Genomic DNA, 19407 nt, shown 5'->3' on the forward strand with positions numbered 1-19407 from the left:
TTGTTCGGGGCATTCAGCGCCGGGAAATCGTCGTTCGCCAACGCCCTGATGGGCCAGGACGCGCTTCCGGTCTCGCCGAATCCGACGACGGCTGCCATTAATACGATCGCGGCGCCGACGGTGGAGCATCCGCATGGCACGGCCCGCATTACGATGAAGAGCGCGGCGAAGCTGCTCGACGATGTCCGCTTCGCGCTGGAGAGCATGGGCGAGCGCGGGGCTGCCGCTATGAACATGGATCAGGTGCTGAAGGCGCTGGACCGGCATTCGCCGGAGACGCTCCACCCGACCGGGCGTCCGCACTACAGCTTCATTCAGGCGGTCAAGCGGGGGTATGATGACGCGCGCCCGCATCTTGGGGCGGCGCTCGATGTCGGCTGGGAGGAGTACCGCGCCTACGTTAAGGATGAATGGAAATCCGCTTTCGTCGAGCGGATCGATCTGTATCTGGACAGCCCGCTGACTCGGGAAGGGTTCGTGCTCGTCGATACGCCGGGCGCAGACTCCATCAATGCCCGCCATACCGGCGTCACCTTCAATTATATGAAAAATGCGGATATCATCCTGTTCGTGACCTATTACAACCATGCCTTCTCTCAAGCGGATCGCCAGTTCCTGACCCAGCTCGGCCGCGTGAAGGACGCCTTCGAGCTGGATAAGATGTTCTTCCTCGTCAACGCTGCGGATCTGGCGGCATCCGAGGAGGAGCTGGAAGGGGTAGTAAGCTACGTGTCGGGCCGGCTGACGGAATTCGGCATCCGCCGTCCGCGCTTGTTCCCGGTCTCGAGCTTGCGGGGGCTGGAAGCCCGGCTCTCGGGCAACGGGGCGGAGTGGCAAGCTTCCGGCCTTGCCGCCTTCGAGGAGCGGTTCCTGCGCTTCGCCTCGGAGGATCTGGCTGGCCTGAGCGCGGAAGTATCCCGCCAGGAGCTGCGCCGGGTGCTGTCGCAGCTGCAGGCGATGTGGGATGCCGCTCATGCGGACGCATCGGAGCGGGCGCGTCAAGCGGAGCATGTCCGGCAGGCGGCGGCCGAATGCGAGGCGCGCGCCCGCGAATGGCTGCATGCCGACGAGCGCGCCCGGCTGGAGCAGGAAGCCGACGAACTGCTGTACCACGTTCGACAGCGGATGCTGTACCGGTTCAACGACAGCTTCGCGTACGCGTTCAATCCGGCCTCCCTGCGCCAGGATGCCCGCGGCGGCGACGCCGCGCTGGAGCGGTGCTATCGCGAATGGCTGCGCCTGTTCCGCAAGGAATTGTCCAATGAGCTGTACGCGACATCGCTTCGATTGGAGCAGACGGCGAAGCGAATCCTTCAGGAACAGCGTGCGCGTCTGCTCGACTATTGCGAGCAGCGGCTGCCAGGCTTCGCTTTGGCGGCGGAACCGCTGGAATCATGGCCGACCCCGGAAGTGCAGGAGCCGGCCGAACCGGCGGACGTGTCGGTCCGTTGGCTGCGCGCTTATTTCCGTAGCGCCAAGGCCTTCTTCGAAGGAGGAGGCCGCGAGGAGCTGCGTCAGGCGCTTGAAGAAAAAGCGTCGCAAGCGATTCAATTATCCGTACGCGACCATCGCGACGCCTTCGCGGAGCATGCGCTGCAGCAGATGAGCCGGACCGTCCGGCTGCTGCGCGGGCAATGGGAGGATGCGCTTCGCGCTCATGCCGAGCGTCTGGACGAGGCATCGCGGACGGATTATGACGCCGAGCCGCTGCGCGAAGCGATCGAGGCGGTGCGGGACACATTGAACTGAGATGAGTTGAACGGCTTTCTATATCAAAAAGGCATCGATTCGAAGATAACGCTTACCACGTATGAACGGGGTAAGCGTTATTGCGTCTGTAGCGGCTAGGATCGAAGGAAATCCGATGATTTAAAAGAGATCATCGGATTCGTTCTCTGAATTCCCGAAATAGGAAGTCATACCCGGAATTATGAGCGAATTGCCGTTTTGCCGTTGAATGGGGCCGATGATAAACTGCAATACATCTAATGAGTGCGCGTTCAAAATGTGTGCCTTCCGATTCGTTCCGGTGTGCCGCGTCGGCGGGGACAGGTGATTTGAGCAGCCACCACGAAAGACACTTTAGGGGAGGAGAAGTCCGATGAACGTCTTCAAACAGCTCGGCTCGTTCTACTGGCCCAAACGAGGCCTGCTGTTCGCATCGGTGTTTTGCTTGATTGTTGCGACGGCGCTCGGATTGGTTTATCCCAATCTGCTGCGCATCCTCATCGACGACGTGATAGCAAAAAAGCGGTTCGAATCGGTGCCTTGGCTGGCAATAACGGTAGTTGTCGTTGTCAGTATCAAAGGCACTTTGCAATTTCTGCACGGATTTTTTGGCGGACGCCTGGGGAATCATGTGGCCTATGAAATGAGAGGCGCCTGCTACCGCAAGCTGCAATTTTTATCATTCCGGTATTATGACAAAGCAAGAACGGGCGACCTCATGTCTCGCCTGACCGCCGATTTGGAAGCGATTCGCAACTTCATCGGGTTCGGGTTCGCCCAGATACTGAACATGGTGCTGATGGTGGTATTCGGCGCCGCGATGATGTTCTCGATCGATTGGGGGTTAACGCTAACTACTCTTGTCTCCATTCCGCTGCTCGTTTTTGTCGCCTTTCGTTTCGAATCGAAGATTCATCCGGCATTCCGGGAAATGCGGATTGCGTTCAGCCAATTGACGACGGCGGTCCAGGAGAACATTACCGGCGTGCGCACCGTCAAATCGTTCGCGCGCGAGAACCATGAAGTTGACAAGTTCTCCGATCGGAACGAAGCGTACAAGGCAAACCAAATCTATGCATCGACCTTGTGGGGACGCTATTTTCCGTTAATGGAAATGCTGGCCTGCTTCTGTATCGTCCTCCTCATCGCGGTTGGGGGAACGAAGGTTATCAACGGTTCAATGTCACTGGGCGAACTGGTATCATTCTTCAGCATGATCTGGTACATTATCGGGCCAATGTGGGGCGTTGGCTTCCACATCAACAACTATACGCAGTCGAAGGCGTCGGGAGAACGGGTGCTGGAGCTGCTGGACACGCCGATAGACGTTCAGAACCGGAAGGATGCGATTGTGCTCGATGACAGCCAGGTCAAAGGCCACGTCCAGTTCAACGACGTTACCTTCCGTTATGAAGGCGATGTCGACGCTATCCGCAATGTGACGATCGATGCGGAGCCAGGCAAGGTCATCGGACTGCTCGGGGGAACCGGTTCCGGCAAGACGACGATTATCCAGCTGCTGATGCGGGCGTATGACGTAAAGCAGGGCAGCATTTTGTTGGATGGACAGGATATCCGCAATCTGGATATTCAGAGCCTGCGGAGCCAGATGGCGACCGTATTCCAGGAGACGTTCCTGTTCTCATCTTCCATCTATAATAATATTGCCTATGGGCGCGATGACGTCACGATGGAGGAGGTAATTCGGGTTGCCAAGCTGTCCAAGGCGCATGACTTCATCATGGAGCTCCCGCTCGGCTACGATACAATTGTCGGGGAACGCGGACTCGGGCTCTCCGGAGGTCAGAAGCAGCGGATCGCGATCGCACGGGCGTTGTTGAAGGATCCGAAAATTCTTATTCTCGATGACGCGACCAGCGCCGTCGACATGGAGACGGAGCATGAGATTCAGGCCGGCTTCCAAGAAGTGATGAAAGGGCGGACGGTCTTCATCATTGCCCACCGCATTTCGTCTTTGCGTCATGCGGACGAGATTATCGTCCTCGACAAGGGCGAGATTATTCAACGGGGCACGCATGACGAGCTGATTCAGGTGCCGGGCACGTATCAGGATATCTATCATACTCAATATGCAGACCAGCTGCAGGGCGCTGCGGCAGGCATGAGAGAGCAGGTGAGAGCATGAGCGCGATGAACGAAGCGGCTGCCGCCGGCCGAAAAGGGCGGGACAATTCGCAGGATCCATCACAGACGCGCTCCCGGTTCGTCTATCAGGATGACGAGATCATCGAAAAGCCGTTCAACTGGGCCCAGATGCGCCGCTTGCTCGTCTATATGAAGCCATACCGCAAGCAATTGCTCCCAGTGCTCATCGTCATGATGGTGCTGGGCACCATTACGAAGCTGGCGATTCCGTTCCTTATCAGCTACGCGATTGACCATGCGATACAGCCGGCGGTCGGGGATCCTTCGACACGGCTGCTCTATATTATCGCCGGAACGGTATTCGGCCTGTACCTCGTGCAGTGGGCGGCCAACGCGTTCCGCATCAAGTTCATGAACGTGATCGGACAGCGGATCATTTACGATCTGCGGGCCGACCTGTTCAAGCATATTCAGAAGCTGTCATTTCATTTCTACGACAAGCGTCCGGCAGGTTCCGTGCTCGTTCGCATCACGAACGATGTCAACTCGCTGCAGGATCTGTTCACGAACGGCGCCGTCAATACGCTCGTAGACTGCTTGCAGCTGCTCGGGATCATCATCATTTTGCTGTTCCTGAACGTGCAGCTGGCGGTAGCGGTCATGATTACCGTTCCGATTATGTTCCTGATCTCGACCAAGCTGCGCAAAAAGATCCGTTTCGCCTGGCAGGATGTGCGCATCAAGCAGTCGCGGATCAACTCTCACTTGAACGAAGCGATTCAAGGCATCCGGGTAACGCAGGCGTACGCGCAAGAGCAAGCGAACATGGAATATTTCGAGCACATGAACCAAGTCAACAAGAAATCATGGGATCGGGCGTCCGCCATGAACCAAACGTTCGGCCCCGTCATCGAGATTACGAGTGCGATCGGAGCGTTCATCCTGTTCATGCTCGGTTCGCATCTCGTACAGACCGAGGCCATTACGGTAGGGGTTCTGTTCGCTTTTGCCCAGTATATCGGGAACTTCTGGGAACCGATTAACCGGCTCGGCCAGATGTATTCGCAAATGCTGATTGCGATGGCTTCGTCGGAGCGCATCTTCGAATTCATGGATGAGCGCCCGACCATCGCGGAGAAGGAGCATGCGCGCACGATGCCGGAAGTGCGCGGCGACGTGAGCTTCGAAAACATCGTGTTCGAATACGAGAAGGGCCGCCCGGCGTTGCGCAACATCTCCCTGTCCGCCAAAGCGGGCCAATCGATTGCCCTCGTCGGCCATACCGGCTCCGGGAAAAGCACCATCATCAGCCTGCTCAGCCGGTTCTACGATCCGACGGAAGGCCGCGTGCTCGTAGACGGCATCGATATTCGGGATGTGACGCTGGAAAGTCTCCGCTCCCAGATCGGCATCGTGCTGCAGGATACATTTATCTTCTCGGGCACGATTCGCGACAACATCCGCTTCGGACGGTTAGATGCGACGGATGCGGAAGTCGAGGCGGCCGCCAAGGCGGTATTCGCGCATGACTTCATCGTCAACCTGAAGGACGGGTATGATACCGAGGTGCAGGAGCGGGGCAATCTGCTCTCCATGGGACAGCGGCAATTGCTCTCGTTCGCTCGGGCGCTGCTGGCGAATCCGCGCATTCTCATTCTGGACGAGGCGACGGCGAGCATTGACACCGAGACCGAGCTGAAAATCCAGGAGGCGCTGAAAACGCTGCTGCAGGGCCGGACTTCGTTCATCATTGCCCACCGGCTGTCGACGATTCGCCACTGCGATAACATCATCGTGCTGGATCACGGGGTGATTCAGGAGCAGGGCACGCATCAAGAACTGATGGCGAAGCAAGGAACGTACTACGGCCTTGTCGCCGCCCAATACAAATATATGTAAGCGGAATGAAGATGGCTCCATTCGTTCGGGATCGACCTGAACCGCGCACTGCGGATCGGGGAGGTTCCGCGAGTGGAGCTTTTTTGGTGCGACATCGAAGAAGGGTAGCAATGAGCCGCTTACAAGCACTCTCCCCTCCATTCAGGAGGCAGGTGATTGAGTCTGTGTTAACCCCTTATACATACTCTCCCTATCGCTCAGAATGCCGGTTATCACACGGTATTTTTATTCCCATGTTCAATATTGCTGTCTATGATTACGCCAGTCGAGAAAAAGTAGTGGTGTAGGATGGAAGAGTTCATAATTATTCCTCATTAAGACATTGAAGGATCTCAACCATGTAGATGGAGACGACTACCATGCGCTGCCTGATTGAAAGGGATAGTATGCAAAGGACATGCAGGCGGCACATCGGGGCGAGCCTGAACAAAAGGGATAGGGCCAATAGCGGGCCGAGTAGCGTGACGCGAAGGCAGCGCGGGTCCGCGGATCAAAGAGGTAGAACGGCCTGATTAGAAGGGAGAGCGCATCAAGGAGAACAAAGTGGCCTGACTGAAGGGGGAGCGCGCCAATGGAAGACAACCTCTCCTGACGAGATGGGAGAGTATGCAAAAGAGAATGGACCGGTATGACTGCGAAATGAACCTGACTGAAAGGGAGAATGATGAAAAGAGCAGTCAAAGGCTGGGAGAATGCCGGCGGCTCTCTTGTTGCGACTTGGGAGTCAATGAACGAGCCCGCTTGTCCCAGAGGGCTTTTTTATTTCAGATCGGGGAGAGGGCTCGTTTGCAAATCGGTACGCGAACAGGTATTCTAATAAAATATAGTATGTATTGTCAGTCGTATGGCAGTATACGCAGCAAGTCGGCCATATTTAGAGACAGTTCCGGTTGCCCGGGCAATGATGTTGAGGGAGGATGGATATGCAGCGCAGACCGATCTCGCAGTTATGGAGCTGGATTGTTATATTCGGATGTTTGTCTACGGTTCTGCTCGTCATCGGTTTTGGCTTCGGGGTAGCGGATATTTTGCGGCCGGCGTCCGTGCCGTTCACGGATAAGCCGGAGATGAAGCTGCCTCCAATAGAGGAGACGAGCCGTTCGAAGGAACTGCTGATTGCGTCGCTTGGCGATTCGCTGACGAGAGGCACCGGTGACGGCACGGGCGAGGGCTATGTGCGCCGGACGGTGTCATTGCTGAAGGAAGGTACGGATAAACCGGTCACGCTGCTTAATAATATGGGGATTAACGGCTTGAGGGCGGAGCAGTTAGCCGAACGCGTCGAGCAGGAGAGCATCGGGTATGTGCTGAAGAAGGCGAATGTCATTCTGCTCACCATTGGCGGCAATGATCTGTTCCAGAGCGCCCAGAGTGAGCAGATGAGTCCATCCGCGATGGATGAGCGTGCGCTGCTGGCGAAGACGGAGAAGGGGACGGCCGATCTGAAGCGGATTTTGGAGGGCATTCGCCGTTGGAATAAGGATGCGCTTATCGTCTATGTCGGGCTGTACAATCCGTTCGCGGATCTGAAGGAAATGAGGCAGATCGGGAATACAGTCGTGCAGAAATGGAATGATGAGGCGTTCCGCATCATTAACCAGGACGAGAACATGCTGCTCGTGCCGACGTCCGACTTGTTCCAGCAGAATATCGGAAGTTATTTGTCTTCGGATCATTTTCACCCGAACGGGGAAGGCTATCAGGCGATCGCCGAGCGCATCGTCCAGAGCATCCGGTAAGGAGCGCGTGAGAGGAGGAAGCTTATGAGCATGGATTCATCCATCGTACTGTCGGTGCAGCAAGTCGTGAAGCGAATCGGCCGCAAATCCATCATTAACGATGTCACTTTCGATGTGCGGGCAGGAGAAATCTTTGGCTTTCTCGGCCCGAACGGGTCGGGCAAGACGACGACGATTCGCATGCTGGTCGATCTCATTAAGCCGACATCGGGGCGCATTCAAGTATGCGGATTCGATGTGAACCGCGAGCCGGAGCGGGCCCTGCGCTATGTCGGATCGATCGTCGAGAACCCCGAGATGTATAACTTTTTGACCGGATGGGAAAATTTAGAACATTTCGCCCGCATGATGCCGGAACTGGGATCCGAACGTATTCAGGAGGTCGTCGACATCGTCGGCCTGTCGAACCGGATCCATGACCGGGTCAAAACTTATTCTCTCGGCATGCGTCAGCGCCTGGGTATCGCGCAGGCGCTGCTCGGGCGGCCGAAGCTGCTTATTCTGGATGAGCCGACGAACGGGCTCGATCCGCTCGGCATCAAGGAGCTGCGCGCCTTCATTCGCGAGCTGGCCGACAGCGGCATGGCCGTGTTCGTCTCCAGCCATTTGCTGAGCGAGATTCAACTGATGTGTGATCGCGTCGCGATTATTAGCCGCGGGAAGGTGCTGGCTGTCGATGATGTCGAGCGGCTGCTGACCGGCAGGAATCAGTTCGTTATCTGGCAGGCGCATCCGGCCGCCAAGGCGCGGGAGGTTCTGGAGCGCAGCGGAGCGGTCCGCTTCTACACCCGGGAAGAAGGCGTCATCGACGCGGCGGCGCTTGTCGGGCTGCCTGAGGACGCGATTTTGACGGAGACGGCACCGGATCGGATTGCGGGGCTGAACCGAAGCTTGCTGGATGCGGGTATTGAAGTCGAAGGAATTCAACGCATCATGCCGACCCTGGAACAGCTATTTTTGGAGATAACGGAGGGGGAACGCATTGAGTAGCCTGTTGCCTTTGATTCAGAACGAGACGATCAAAGTGTTGAGGAAGAAACGCTTCTATGTCATCCTGCTTATCCTTATCATCATTATTCCGGTCTTCACCTACGCACAAATGAAAATTGCGGAAAACAACCGCGAAAAATTCCAGCAAGACTGGCGTCTGGAGCTGCAGCAGCGGATTACGGACATTCAGAACTCGCTCGGCAGCGACCGGGTGCCGGAGGAATGGAAGAAGTACCGGCGCATCGTCCTGCAGCAGCTTCAATATAATCTCGATCACAATATCAATCCGAGCGACCCGAACGGGGTTACCTTTACCCGTACCTTTTTGGACAATGCCGTCACGCTGTTCATTCCGCTGCTTGTCATGGCGATCGCGAGCGACATCGTGTCCTCCGAACGTTCGACGGGCACGATCAAGATGCTGCTCACCCGGCCGATCCGGCGCTGGAAGGTGCTGCTCAGCAAATGGATTGTGCTCATGATGTTCACCGGCATCATCGTATTGTTGACAGCGGTGCTGTCCTATCTTATCTCCGGGCTCGTCTTCGGTTACGGCGGCTGGACCTACCCGATTTTCACCGGTTTTTCTTTGAGCGGAACGGATGTCAATTTCGAGGCGGTGCATACGGTGCCTTCCTGGCTCTATATGCTGATGCAGCTCGGACTTGTCTGGTTCTCGAGCATTGTCGTCGCCGCGCTCGGCTTCATGATTTCGGTGCTTGTCCGCAGTACGGCAGCCAGCATCGTGACACTGATGGCCACCTTGATCGCCGGATCGATTCTATACAATATGGCCTCTTCCTGGCCGACATCGAAATATTTATTCATGATTAACCTGAAGCTGACGGATTATTTGGCGGGAACCCCGGCTCCCGTGGAAGGGATGACGCTTCCTTTCTCCCTTGCCGTATTAACGGTATGGGGAGCCGCCGGATTGATTGTCGCATTCCGCGTCTTTACGAAACAGGATATATTGAATTAGAATATACAAGTACTTGTTTCCTTGTTCGTATAGATTTTCGGACAAACTTATCAAGAATGCGAAACATCTGTTTGCATCCGGACGATATACATGGTGGGAGTGTTCTCCTTTCCTACGGGTGCGACAGATTTTCTTTTGATTATGACAGATACATTTGAATGAAGGATTGAAGGAGGAGCTGGAATGGTCGAGCAAATCGATTTGTTCAAACAGCTGCCGGGCAACGAGGGAGCATCGGAGAACCGGAACGGGGAATATGGAGCGGACGATATACAGGTCCTGGAAGGGCTTGTCGCGGTTCGCAAGCGGCCGGGCATGTACATAGGCAGTACGAGTTCCTCGGGTCTGCATCATCTGGTATGGGAGATTGTGGACAATGCCGTGGACGAGCATTTGGCCAAGTTCTGTTCTCAGATCGATGTAACGATTCATAAGGACCAGTCGGTGACGGTCCGTGACAACGGGCGCGGCATCCCGACAGGCATGCATAAGACAGGCGTACCGACGCCGCAGGTCGTCTATACGGTGCTGCACGCAGGGGGCAAGTTCGGCGGCGCGGGCTATAAGAAATCAGGCGGCTTGCACGGAGTCGGCGCTTCGGTAACGAACGCGCTCTCGGAGTGGCTCGAGGTGGAGATTTTCCGGGACGGGCATATTCATAGACAGCGCTTCGAATCGTGGACGGATGAAAACGGAACGGAGCATGTCGGGGAACCGGTAACCGGTCTCGAGATTATCGGAAATACGAACAAGACCGGCACGAAGGTGACCTTCAAGCCGGATGCCAAAGTGTTCCATGGCAACATTCATTTGAGCTATGACAATCTGGCGGAGCGGCTGCAGGAGATCGCTTTCCTCAATTCTGGCCTGAAGGTCACGCTGAAGGACGAGCGCACCGGCAAGGAGGATACCTTCTACTATGAAGGCGGGGCAAGCGAATTTGTCCGCTTTTTAAATGAAGGCAAGAATGTGTTGAGTGAAGTCGTTCATTTCGCGGCAGAGAAAGACGATACGGAAGTAGAGGTCGCGCTCCAGTATAATGACGGCTATACGGAGACGATCGCTTCGTTCGTCAACTCGATTCCGACGCGCGGCGGAGGCACCCACGAAACGGGCTTCAAGACCGCCTACACGCGCGTGATGAATGAATACGCGCGCAAGAACAACCTGCTGAAGGAGAAGGACAAAAATCTCGACGGCAACGACCTGCGCGAAGGCATGATGGCCGTCATCAACGTGAAAATGTCGGATGTCGAGTTCGTCGGGCAGACGAAGGATCAACTGGGCAGCGCGTCTGCGCGAAGCGCGGTCGATACGGTCGTGTCCGAGCATATGAGCATCTTTCTGGAGGAAAATCCGCAGGTTGCCCAGATGCTCGTCAAAAAGGCGATCCAGGCCTCCAAGGCGCGTGAGGCGGCCCGCAAGGCGAGAGAAGATGTGCGCAGCGGCAAGAAGCGCAGCGAAAGCTCGAACCTGAACGGGAAGCTGACGCCGGCCCAATCGAAGGATTATACGCGCAATGAGCTCTTCATCGTCGAAGGGGACTCGGCGGGCGGATCGGCGAAGCAGGGCAGGGATTCGCGCTTTCAGGCGATTTTGCCGCTCAAGGGCAAGCCGTTGAATCCGGAAAAAGCCAAGCTGGCCGACATTTTGAAGAATGACGAGTACCGCACGATCATTCACGCGATCGGAGCGGGCATCGGCACGGAATTCGAGGCGGAAGAGAGCAACTACGCCAAGATCATTATCATGACCGATGCCGATACCGACGGCGCGCACATTCAGGTGCTGCTGCTGACGTTCTTCTACCGTTATATGAAGCCGCTGATCGATCAAGGCAAGGTGTACATTGCGCAGCCTCCTTTATATAAAATTACGCATAAAAAGGGCAAGCATGTGTCGGTACGCTACGCCTGGTCCGATGAACAGCTAAGCAACTATATGAAGCAGTACGGATCGAGCGCCGAGATTCAGCGGTACAAGGGGCTCGGGGAAATGAATCCGGAGCAGCTCTGGGAGACGACGATGGATCCGGAGACCCGCACGCTGCTGCAGGTTCGCATCGAGGATGCGGCCAAGGCGGAACGCAGAGTGTCGACGCTGATGGGCGACAAGGTGGAGCCGCGCAAGCGCTGGATCGTGGAGAATGTGGATTTTGCGGAGTTCGAGGAATAGAAAGGTGAGAAACTGATGAGCGTATCGGAACAATTCAAACCAGCGTTTCTGGAAGATGTTGTCGGCGACCGGTTCGGCCGGTACTCCAAATATATAATCCAGGATCGTGCGATTCCCGATGTCAGGGACGGCCTCAAGCCGGTCCAGCGCCGCATTCTGTATGCGATGTATGAATCCGGCAATACGCCGGACAAGCCGTACCGCAAGTCGGCGAAGACCGTCGGGGACGTCATGGGGAACTACCATCCTCACGGGGATGCGTCGATTTATGACGGGATGGTGCGCATGGCCCAGCCCTGGAAGATGGGGCATGTGCTCGTGGACGGCCACGGCAACTGGGGATCGCAGGATGACGATCCGGCAGCGGCGATGCGGTATACGGAAGCGCGGCTGTCTTCGATTGCGATGGAGCTGCTGAGAGATATTGAGAAGGATACGGTCCAGTTCCGTCCGAATTTCGATAATACGGATAAGGAGCCTTCCGTTCTGCCCGCGCGTTTTCCGAACCTGCTTGTGAACGGGGTCAGCGGGATTTCTTCCGGCTTCGCAACCGAGATTCCTACCCACAATTTGCGCGAGATCATCGATGCTTGCACCGCGCTGATCGACAAGCCGGCGATGGAACTGGACGATCTGATGCAGATCGTGCATGGGCCGGATTTCCCGACCGGCGGGATTATTATGGGGGAAGACGGCATTCGCGATGCGTATCGGACCGGCCGGGGCCGGATTTACATTCGGGCGAAGACGGAGATCGAGGATATCCGCGGCGGCAAGCAGCAGATCGTCATTACCGAGATTCCGTATCAAGTCGTCAAAGCGCGGCTCGTCACCTCCATGGAGAACATCCGGCTGGAGAAGAAGGTGGACGGCATTGCGGAGGTTCGGGACGAGAGCGGCCGCGACGGCCTGCGTATCGTCGTCGAGCTGAAGAAGGATGCGGATGCGAACGGAATTCTGAATTATTTGCTGAAAAAGACGGATCTCCAGATCGTCTACAACTTCAATATGGTCGCGATCGTGAACAAGGCGCCGCAGCAGCTCGGCCTCAAGCCGATGCTGGAGCAGTACATCAGCCATCAGAAGGAAGTCGTTACGAATCGTACCCGTTACGATCTGAACAAACTGGAGGACCGGGCCCATGTGCTGGAAGGCTTGGTCAAAGCATTGGATATTTTGGACGATGTCATTGCGACGATCAAGGGCTCCAAGAACCGTCAGGATGCGCAAGCCAATCTGATGGACAAGTACGGCTTTACGGAGCGGCAAGCCGATGCCATCCTGACGCTGCAATTATATCGTCTGACCAATCTGGAGCTGACGGCCCTGACGAAGGAGCTTGACGACATCCGGAAAAAAATTACGGAGTTCCGCGCGATACTGGACAATGAGCGCAAGCTGCTCTCCGTGATTAAGAAGGAACTGAACGAGATTCGCAATAAATACGGCATCGACAGACGGTCGGTCATTCAGGGCGAGGTTGAGGAGATTAAGGTCAACCTGGAAGTGATCGTCAATGCCGAGGATGTCATCGTGACCTTATCGAACGAAGGCTACATCAAGCGGACGAGCCTGCTCTCATTCACCCGTTCGGGCGGGGAATGGGAAGGCTCCGGCGTGAAGGAAGGCGACTATATCCGCCATGTGTTCGAGGTCAATACGCTGGATCGGCTGCTGCTGTTCACGCAGCGGGGGCAATACTTTTCCCTGCCGGTTCATCTGCTGCCCGAATTCAAATGGAAGGACAATGGCACGGCGATCGTGAATGTGATTCCGATCGGGAAGGAAGATCGCATCGTCAGCGTTATTCCGGTCAAATCGTTCGCCGACGAGCACTCCTCCTTGCTGTTCGTCACCAAGCGCGGCCAGGTGAAGCGCACCTTGCTCAAGGAGTATGAGACGAACCGTTCCGGGGCTATCGCGGCATGCAAGGTAGCGAGCGCCGACGAAGTGCTGACGGTACTGCCGAGCGACGGCTCGCATGATCTTATGCTCGTGACGAAGCTCGGGATGTCGATCCGCTTCGCCGAAGAAGAGGTCAGCCTGATGGGACGGGCCGCCGGCGGCGTGCGCGGCATTCAACTGAAGGAAGACGATGATGTCGCCGCGGCGCTTCAAGTCATGGGAGACGAAGGAGAAATTACGGTCATGTCGGATCTTGGATGGGGCAAGCGTTCGCTGCTGCTCGACTATCCGACCCAAGGACGCGGCGGCAAAGGGATCGCCACCTTCGAGTTCAAGGAGGGCAAGCGCGTGAAACCGAACGGAACCCGCCTGATCGGCGCCTTCTTCAGCAAGACCGCCTATCCGATTACGTTCATTACCGATGCGGGACAGGCCCATACGCTGCTGACCGAACAAGCGCCATTGATGGACCGGAAGGCGCAAGGCCGCTCTCTCGTGCCTATGGAAAAAGGGGAAGAGATTGCAGCGGCGGTCGTGATCGGCCCGCGCGGCGATTAATCAAACGGTTTGTGCGGAGGATGCAGATCATCATGCATTCGGATTATCCATTCTAACAGGACCCGCAGGGGCACCGGTTCATCGAGCCGGTCGACCCACTGCGGGTCTTGCTGCAGGAACCCGGCCTTCACGGCCTTGTGGATAAGCTCGTCGTCGGTGAACTTCATCAGCATTCCTCCTCGCTGCTCGGTATGGAATCAATCGGGACATTCGCCTATGCTTTATCTTATGCGCACCGGGCTCGCGGCGTGCCGGATCCGGCCCCGGAGCCGCGCGGGAAAGGGGAACCATGTACGGGAGCGTGGCTGAAATGATGACCGCGCGTGGATCATGTGGTATAATTTACTTGTTTTTGGGAATCGGATATTCGCGTAATTGAACTCGGCACGGAGAAAAGGGGGAAGCAGAGGACATGCATGCAACCGAATTTGCCAAGCTATGGTCGAAGTTGTCGAAGGATTACAAGGGAGTAATGGATGAGGCGCTGGCGCCCAGTCTGACGGAAAGCCAGCTCGTCGTGCTTGAACTGGTGGCGGAGTACGGCAAGGTGAAGCCTTCCGATCTGCTGCCGCACCTGGCGACGACTCCGGCAGCGATTACGACATTGCTCGATCGGATGGAGAAGAACGCGCTCATTATGCGTGAACGAGACTCGTCCGATCGGCGAATCGTGTGGATTCAGGCTACCCCGTTCGGAGAACAAGAGATGCGGCGCGGCATCGAGATTCGAGAAGCATATTGGAATGATACGCTGCATCGGATCTCCACCCATAATCAGCAGCTGCTCATTTTGTTGCTGGGCAAGCTGGCGAACAAGCCGGCCGCCCCCGCACCCGATGCGGAGGCGGTAGCGGCCGGGACGAAGCGTTAATCCTCGTGATGCCGGGGCCGTTATCGTTAGCGGGCCGGCAGTGCCTGAAGCAGCACCGGCACTTCGGACATGGAGGCGATGTGGCTGGCCGCCCGCTGCTTCATGTTGGACATCTGCTGCCGCTGCCGCTTGGTGAACCGTGTATCCGTCTTATCCTTTAAGACCGTGGATAACGGAATGACGCTATATTTTCGCTTTTCATGCGGCCCGTTAATGTACACCCAGGTCGGCTCCGCCGATATATCCTTCAGCTCGATGGTTCCTTCCGGCATATGCTTTTCGATCGTGACGCCGAAGATAACACCGACATCCGTGCCGTCTCCCCGTTGATTCGATATAAAGTTACCCAAAGAATAAATAATAAGTCCATCCCGGGTCTGGCCGTGCTTATCCTTTACGGTCAACTGCTCATAAGGCTGAAGCACATGCGGGTGCGAGCCAAGAATGATGTCCGCTCCGGCTTGGACGAGCTTGCGCGCCAGCCGGACTTGTTCCTTATTCGGATTGGGCTCGTACTCGGTGCCGAAGTGCAGGGCGATGACCACGACATCGGCTCCCGCCGAGCGGGTCTTCCGAATATCCTCGATCATGCGCTTTTCGTCAATTAGGGAGACGAGGTACGGCTTATCCTTGGGAAGCGGGATTCCGTTCGTCCCGTATGTATAAGCAAGAACCCCCATCGATATCCCGTTCTTCTCCATCAATGTCGGCTGCTTGGATTCCCAAAGGGAAGCCGAGATGCCCTTCGTGACGAATCCGCGATCCTGCAGCACCTCTCTCGTTCGCAGCGCCCCGCGCTCCCGCCGGTCCAATGTATGATTGTTCGCGGCGGTGACGATGTTGAAGCCGGCGTCCTTCAACGCGTCGGCCAGCTCCGGCGGCGCATTGAACATCGGATAGCCGGTATACACTTTCTCGCTCCCGAGCAAGGGGGTCTCCAGGTTCGCCCAGCACCAGTCGGCTTCATGCAAAATCGGCTTCACGTTCGTGAAGAACCCGCGGAAATCATATTTGCCGGTCTTCGGATTCAAATAAGCCGGGAACTGCGGCGAGTGCATCATAATATCGCCCACGGCCAGGAGCCTGCCGCTCAGCGTATACGGTTCGGCTTCAGCAGGGGGCTCTTCGGCTTCCGCCGCGGCGTAAATCTCGTCTGTCGACACCGGCACCGCTTCCCCGGCGGTATCCGGGTCCGCCTGTTGCTCCTCTCCGGCCTCCAGCGCGGCTGCCTGGCCCTGATGCGCATGAGGATTGGAGGCGAGGGGGCCGCAGGCGGTCAGCAGCAGGATGACCACCATGGCGTATATGAATCTCTTGCCGTCTTTCAATCGATATTTGTTCAACGTGTGCCACTCCCTTCCCTTAAGACCACGGCAGCATCAGCCAAGGATGCTGTCCTTCCATATGGTCCAAGGGTATTCATGAGGCGGGGCGGAATAGAACTCCATCTCCGTCTTCGTAACCGGATGGGGGAAGGTCAACCGCCGCGACCATAGCGCGAGCTGCTGGCCCGGCCGATTCAACTCGGCCCCGTATTTTTGATCTCCGTACAGCGGGCAGCCCAACTGCTTCATCTGGACGCGAATCTGGTGCGGTCTCCCGGTGTGCAGCGCAATCCGGACAAGCGACATGCCTTCGGCGCTCCCGAGCACGTCATAGTCGAGTACCGCTTCCTTGCCTCCCGCCGTGCCGGGCGGCACGGCGCGGACCGTATTGGTCCGGGCATCCTTGAGCAGCGTATGCTTCAGGGTGCCCTGCGGGGAAGCCGGAACGCCATGCACGACGGCGATATATTCCTTGCCCAGCTCCCGCTTGCGCACCGTATCCGACAGCCGGGAGGCCGCCTTCGAGGTCTTCGCGAACACCATCGCGCCGCCTACGGGGCGATCCAGCCGGTGGACGAGGCCGAGGTATACATTGCCCGGCTTGTTGTGGCGTATCTTCAGATCCTGTTTGATCGCCGTGAGCATGTCCATATCCCCGGTCTCATCGGCCTGAGACAGCAGGTTCGGCGGCTTCACGACGACGATGACATGATTGTCTTCATGCAGGACGTCTATGTTCGGCACCGGATTCATGCCTCCCAGCGTCCCAGGATGCCGCATGGAAGCACGAGACCCGATTGCGTGATCGGCAGTCCGATCTCGCCGCTAGAAATTTTTCCTCCGTACCGCTTCTTCATCGTCATGCTGAGCAAATTGCTCAGTACGGACGGGGACAGCCCGGTCGTATACGAGTTGATAAGCAGGAACAGCGGGTTGTCGGACATGATTTTCATGCAGGAGGCGAGGAACGGGTACAAGCTCTGCTCCAGCTTCCATGTCTCGCCGCCGGGCCCTCTGCCATAGGATGGAGGGTCCATGATAATGGCGTCGTACTTGTTGCCGCGGCGCTCCTCCCGCTGTACGAATTTGAATACATCATCCGTAATGAAGCGAACCGGCCGGGAACCGAGGCCGGACAACTGCACATTTTCTTTGGCCCACTGGACCATCCCTTTGGCCGCGTCCACATGGCATACTTCCGCGCCCGCATAAGCGCATGCGACGGTAGCGCCGCCCGTGTAGGCGAACAGATTCAGAACTTTAATCGGGCGGTTCGCCTGCGATATTTTCTCCATCATCCAGGCCCAGTTCACCGCTTGCTCCGGGAAAAGTCCGGTATGCTTGAAGTTGGTCGGGCGGATATGGAACTTCAAGTCGCGGTACTGTATCGACCAGCGTTCCGGAATCGGCTTCTTCATCTCCCAACTGCCGCCTCCCGAAGAGCTGCGGTGGTAGTGGCCGTGAACCTGGTGCCAATGCTTCGCCTCCCGCTCGATAGGCCATATAATTTGCGGATCCGGGCGGCGCAGGATGACATCGCCCCATCGTTCCAATTTCTCGCCGCTCCCGGTATCGATGACTTCGTAATCTTGCCAGTCTTTTGCCATATACATATCGTGCACTACTTCCTTTCTGACTTCAGTCACTAAGCGTTATTGTACTATAACCGAACGGCGGGCGCCAGAAAATCCGCATGCAAACATGCCCGCAGGGCATCATTGGCTCCATACGGGCAGTGTCGTCGGTTTTATTCATATTGAAACTTGTAGCCAACGCCGCGAACGGTGACGATATAACGGGGGTGGGCGGGATCGCGCTCGATTTTTTTCCGCAGATTGCTAATGTGCACCATCAACGTGCGCGTGTCGCCGAAGCTCTCGGAATTCCATATATGCTGATACAGCTGTTCGAGCTTGAATACTTTGTTCGGGGATTTGGCAAGATAGGTCAACAAATCGAATTCCTTCGCAGACAGCGAGACGGTTCTGCCGCCGACCTTCACGTCGTGGCTGAGCAGATTGATCTCCAGTTCGCCATAATGCAATTGGTGGGCAGATGGTGAAGGCGGGATAGAGCAGGATTGCAGCGTTCTGCGCAAGTGAGCCTTGACTCTGGCCACCAGTTGGCCGGGGCTGAACGGCTTCGTGATATAATCATCGCCGCCTACAGTCAGACCCATAATAATATCCATGTCCTCGCTTTTGCAGCTGATAAACAGGATCGGGACGGAGGATGTTTTCCGTATTTCCTTGCACACTTCGTAGCCATCCAGCGACTTCAGCAAAATATCGAGAATGATAAGATCCGGATTGGTCTCCTTGACCATGTGCAAGGCAGAATATCCGTTATCCGCCACGAAGACCTGATACCCTTCGCGCCTCAAATACAACGAGATAAGCTCGGTGATTTCCCATTCGTCATCAACGATTAATATCCGTACGTCCTTCATTACCGGTCATCCCCTCCGCTCTTCTTCCCATTATAGCGAATGTTGTCAGATGATGACAATCCATACCTTCGTTTTCATAGGAAGAAGTGAACGAAATCGGCCTCTTGCACGCGGCCCGGGCTGGCTAGGGGCTTTCCGACATAAAACGGCGCCTGTCCGATGTGAGGACAGACGCCGCGGTTCAGGTTCAGGCGAAGTTCCCTATTCGATTCAAGGCTGAGGACATGTCCAGTCCGGCTCAATACAGTGACAGCGCAAGCGAATCCATCTCCCGCTTGGAGTGCAGGATCGCCTCCGACCCGATGATCTCGATGCTGATTAAGGATTCGAGACAGGTCTTGATCGCTTTCTTGCCTGTACGCACCTTCGTGTTCAATGCTTCCATTAGCAGCGTGAATGTATTTTTGTGCGATATATTTGTGCAAAACACGGGAATTTTACGCTCCTGAAAATCGATAAAAACAGTTTTCATAGTAACGGACCTCCTTCAACTTCTGATTATTTCCGTTATAGTCATTCTACGAAAGGAACATTAAATGAACATTAAAATCATAAGACAATGTTGTTACAAATCGAAAAAAATGTTACCCAAGGCATGAAATGGAGGCGAAAAATGATGAAAAAAACGGCGAAACGTGAAAAACGTATTCGTTTTCCTGTCTGCCGCCTACATGTATGAA

The 19407-nt window shown here is 56.1% G+C and carries 15 protein-coding genes; 9 read left to right on the forward strand and 6 right to left on the reverse strand.

Going from position 1 to position 19407, the window contains the following annotated elements:
- The 8 genes from ABD76_RS28730 to gyrA form a co-directional block, all read left to right on the forward strand.
- Window positions 1-1749 (forward strand): dynamin family protein (locus ABD76_RS28730; protein WP_197260273.1); only part of this gene is annotated, 1749 nt, incomplete at its 5' end.
- A 352-nt stretch (window positions 1750-2101) separates the two neighbouring features.
- On the forward strand, window positions 2102-3874 hold the full coding sequence (locus tag ABD76_RS28735) for an ABC transporter ATP-binding protein (RefSeq protein WP_197260274.1): 1773 nt from the start codon (window positions 2102-2104) through the stop codon (window positions 3872-3874).
- Window positions 3871-5733 (forward strand): ABC transporter ATP-binding protein, encoded by a 1863-nt coding sequence (locus ABD76_RS28740; protein WP_197260275.1) that lies wholly within the window; start codon window positions 3871-3873, stop codon window positions 5731-5733. Before ABD76_RS28735 ends, ABD76_RS28740 begins: the two co-directional genes overlap by 4 nt.
- Before the next feature lie 923 nt (window positions 5734-6656).
- On the forward strand, window positions 6657-7472 hold the full coding sequence (locus ABD76_RS28745; protein WP_197260276.1) for a GDSL-type esterase/lipase family protein: 816 nt from the start codon (window positions 6657-6659) through the stop codon (window positions 7470-7472).
- A gap of 24 nt (window positions 7473-7496) precedes the next feature.
- Complete coding sequence (locus tag ABD76_RS28750; protein WP_197260277.1) at window positions 7497-8462, forward strand: ABC transporter ATP-binding protein; 966 nt, start codon at window positions 7497-7499, stop codon at window positions 8460-8462.
- A complete protein-coding gene (locus ABD76_RS28755) occupies window positions 8455-9444 on the forward strand; it encodes an ABC transporter permease (RefSeq protein ID WP_197260278.1) in 990 nt (329 codons plus the stop codon). The genes ABD76_RS28750 and ABD76_RS28755 overlap by 8 nt, the downstream gene beginning before the upstream one ends.
- 183 nt (window positions 9445-9627) lie before the next feature.
- Window positions 9628-11619 (forward strand): DNA topoisomerase IV subunit B, encoded by a 1992-nt coding sequence (parE, locus tag ABD76_RS28760; protein ID WP_197260279.1) that lies wholly within the window; start codon window positions 9628-9630, stop codon window positions 11617-11619.
- Window positions 11620-11634: 15 nt separating this feature from the next.
- On the forward strand, window positions 11635-14082 hold the full coding sequence (gene gyrA, locus ABD76_RS28765; RefSeq protein ID WP_197260280.1) for a DNA gyrase subunit A: 2448 nt from the start codon (window positions 11635-11637) through the stop codon (window positions 14080-14082).
- On the opposite strand, the gene ABD76_RS28770 is transcribed toward gyrA, so the two are convergent.
- Window positions 14079-14249 carry a hypothetical protein gene (locus ABD76_RS28770; protein ID WP_197260316.1) on the reverse strand — a complete coding sequence of 57 codons (171 nt, stop codon included), beginning with the start codon at window positions 14247-14249 and terminating at the stop codon, window positions 14079-14081. The genes gyrA and ABD76_RS28770 overlap by 4 nt on opposite strands.
- Window positions 14250-14494: 245 nt before the next feature.
- Between ABD76_RS28770 and ABD76_RS28775 the strand changes: the two genes are divergently transcribed.
- Complete coding sequence (locus ABD76_RS28775; protein ID WP_197260281.1) at window positions 14495-14953, forward strand: MarR family winged helix-turn-helix transcriptional regulator; 459 nt, start codon at window positions 14495-14497, stop codon at window positions 14951-14953.
- Between the two features lie 26 nt (window positions 14954-14979).
- Here ABD76_RS28775 and ABD76_RS28780 read toward each other — a convergent pair whose 3' ends face one another.
- The 5 genes from ABD76_RS28780 to ABD76_RS28800 all read right to left on the reverse strand — a co-directional run bounded on the left by ABD76_RS28780 (window position 14980) and on the right by ABD76_RS28800 (window position 19199).
- Entirely contained in the window at window positions 14980-16296 is a 1317-nt protein-coding gene (locus ABD76_RS28780) for a CapA family protein (RefSeq protein WP_197260282.1), read from the reverse strand.
- Between the two features lie 36 nt (window positions 16297-16332).
- Window positions 16333-17031 carry an RluA family pseudouridine synthase gene (locus ABD76_RS28785; RefSeq protein ID WP_197260283.1) on the reverse strand — a complete coding sequence of 233 codons (699 nt, stop codon included), beginning with the start codon at window positions 17029-17031 and terminating at the stop codon, window positions 16333-16335.
- Complete coding sequence (locus ABD76_RS28790) at window positions 17028-17891, reverse strand: class I SAM-dependent methyltransferase (protein WP_197260284.1); 864 nt, start codon at window positions 17889-17891, stop codon at window positions 17028-17030. Before ABD76_RS28790 ends, ABD76_RS28785 begins: the two co-directional genes overlap by 4 nt.
- A gap of 134 nt (window positions 17892-18025) precedes the next feature.
- Window positions 18026-18727, reverse strand: a complete 702-nt coding sequence (locus tag ABD76_RS28795; protein WP_197260285.1) for a response regulator transcription factor — start codon at window positions 18725-18727, stop codon at window positions 18026-18028.
- Window positions 18728-18965: 238 nt separating this feature from the next.
- Window positions 18966-19199, reverse strand: coding sequence for a hypothetical protein (locus ABD76_RS28800; protein WP_006675416.1), 234 nt, complete (start codon window positions 19197-19199; stop codon window positions 18966-18968).
- Window positions 19200-19407: the final 208 nt, after the last annotated feature.

It is taken from the genome of Paenibacillus dendritiformis, assembly GCF_015845845.1.
In the GTDB taxonomy this organism is placed as follows: domain Bacteria; phylum Bacillota; class Bacilli; order Paenibacillales; family Paenibacillaceae; genus Paenibacillus_B; species Paenibacillus_B dendritiformis_C.

What these genes read in the sequence shown, in the direction of transcription:
- ABD76_RS28750 (WP_197260277.1), top strand. Translation starts at nt 7,497, where the DNA reads ATGAGCATGGATTCATCCATCGTACTGTCGGTGCAGCAAGTCGTGAAG.
- ABD76_RS28770 (WP_197260316.1), bottom strand. Translation starts at nt 14,249, where the DNA reads ATGAAGTTCACCGACGACGAGCTTATCCACAAGGCCGTGAAGGCCGGG.
- ABD76_RS28735 (WP_197260274.1), top strand. Translation starts at nt 2,102, where the DNA reads ATGAACGTCTTCAAACAGCTCGGCTCGTTCTACTGGCCCAAACGAGGC.
- gyrA (WP_197260280.1), top strand. Translation starts at nt 11,635, where the DNA reads ATGAGCGTATCGGAACAATTCAAACCAGCGTTTCTGGAAGATGTTGTC.
- ABD76_RS28775 (WP_197260281.1), top strand. Translation starts at nt 14,495, where the DNA reads ATGCATGCAACCGAATTTGCCAAGCTATGGTCGAAGTTGTCGAAGGAT.
- ABD76_RS28800 (WP_006675416.1), bottom strand. Translation starts at nt 19,199, where the DNA reads ATGAAAACTGTTTTTATCGATTTTCAGGAGCGTAAAATTCCCGTGTTT.
- parE (WP_197260279.1), top strand. Translation starts at nt 9,628, where the DNA reads ATGGTCGAGCAAATCGATTTGTTCAAACAGCTGCCGGGCAACGAGGGA.
- ABD76_RS28790 (WP_197260284.1), bottom strand. Translation starts at nt 17,891, where the DNA reads ATGTATATGGCAAAAGACTGGCAAGATTACGAAGTCATCGATACCGGG.
- ABD76_RS28740 (WP_197260275.1), top strand. Translation starts at nt 3,871, where the DNA reads ATGAGCGCGATGAACGAAGCGGCTGCCGCCGGCCGAAAAGGGCGGGAC.
- ABD76_RS28795 (WP_197260285.1), bottom strand. Translation starts at nt 18,727, where the DNA reads ATGAAGGACGTACGGATATTAATCGTTGATGACGAATGGGAAATCACC.
- ABD76_RS28785 (WP_197260283.1), bottom strand. Translation starts at nt 17,031, where the DNA reads ATGAATCCGGTGCCGAACATAGACGTCCTGCATGAAGACAATCATGTC.
- ABD76_RS28745 (WP_197260276.1), top strand. Translation starts at nt 6,657, where the DNA reads ATGCAGCGCAGACCGATCTCGCAGTTATGGAGCTGGATTGTTATATTC.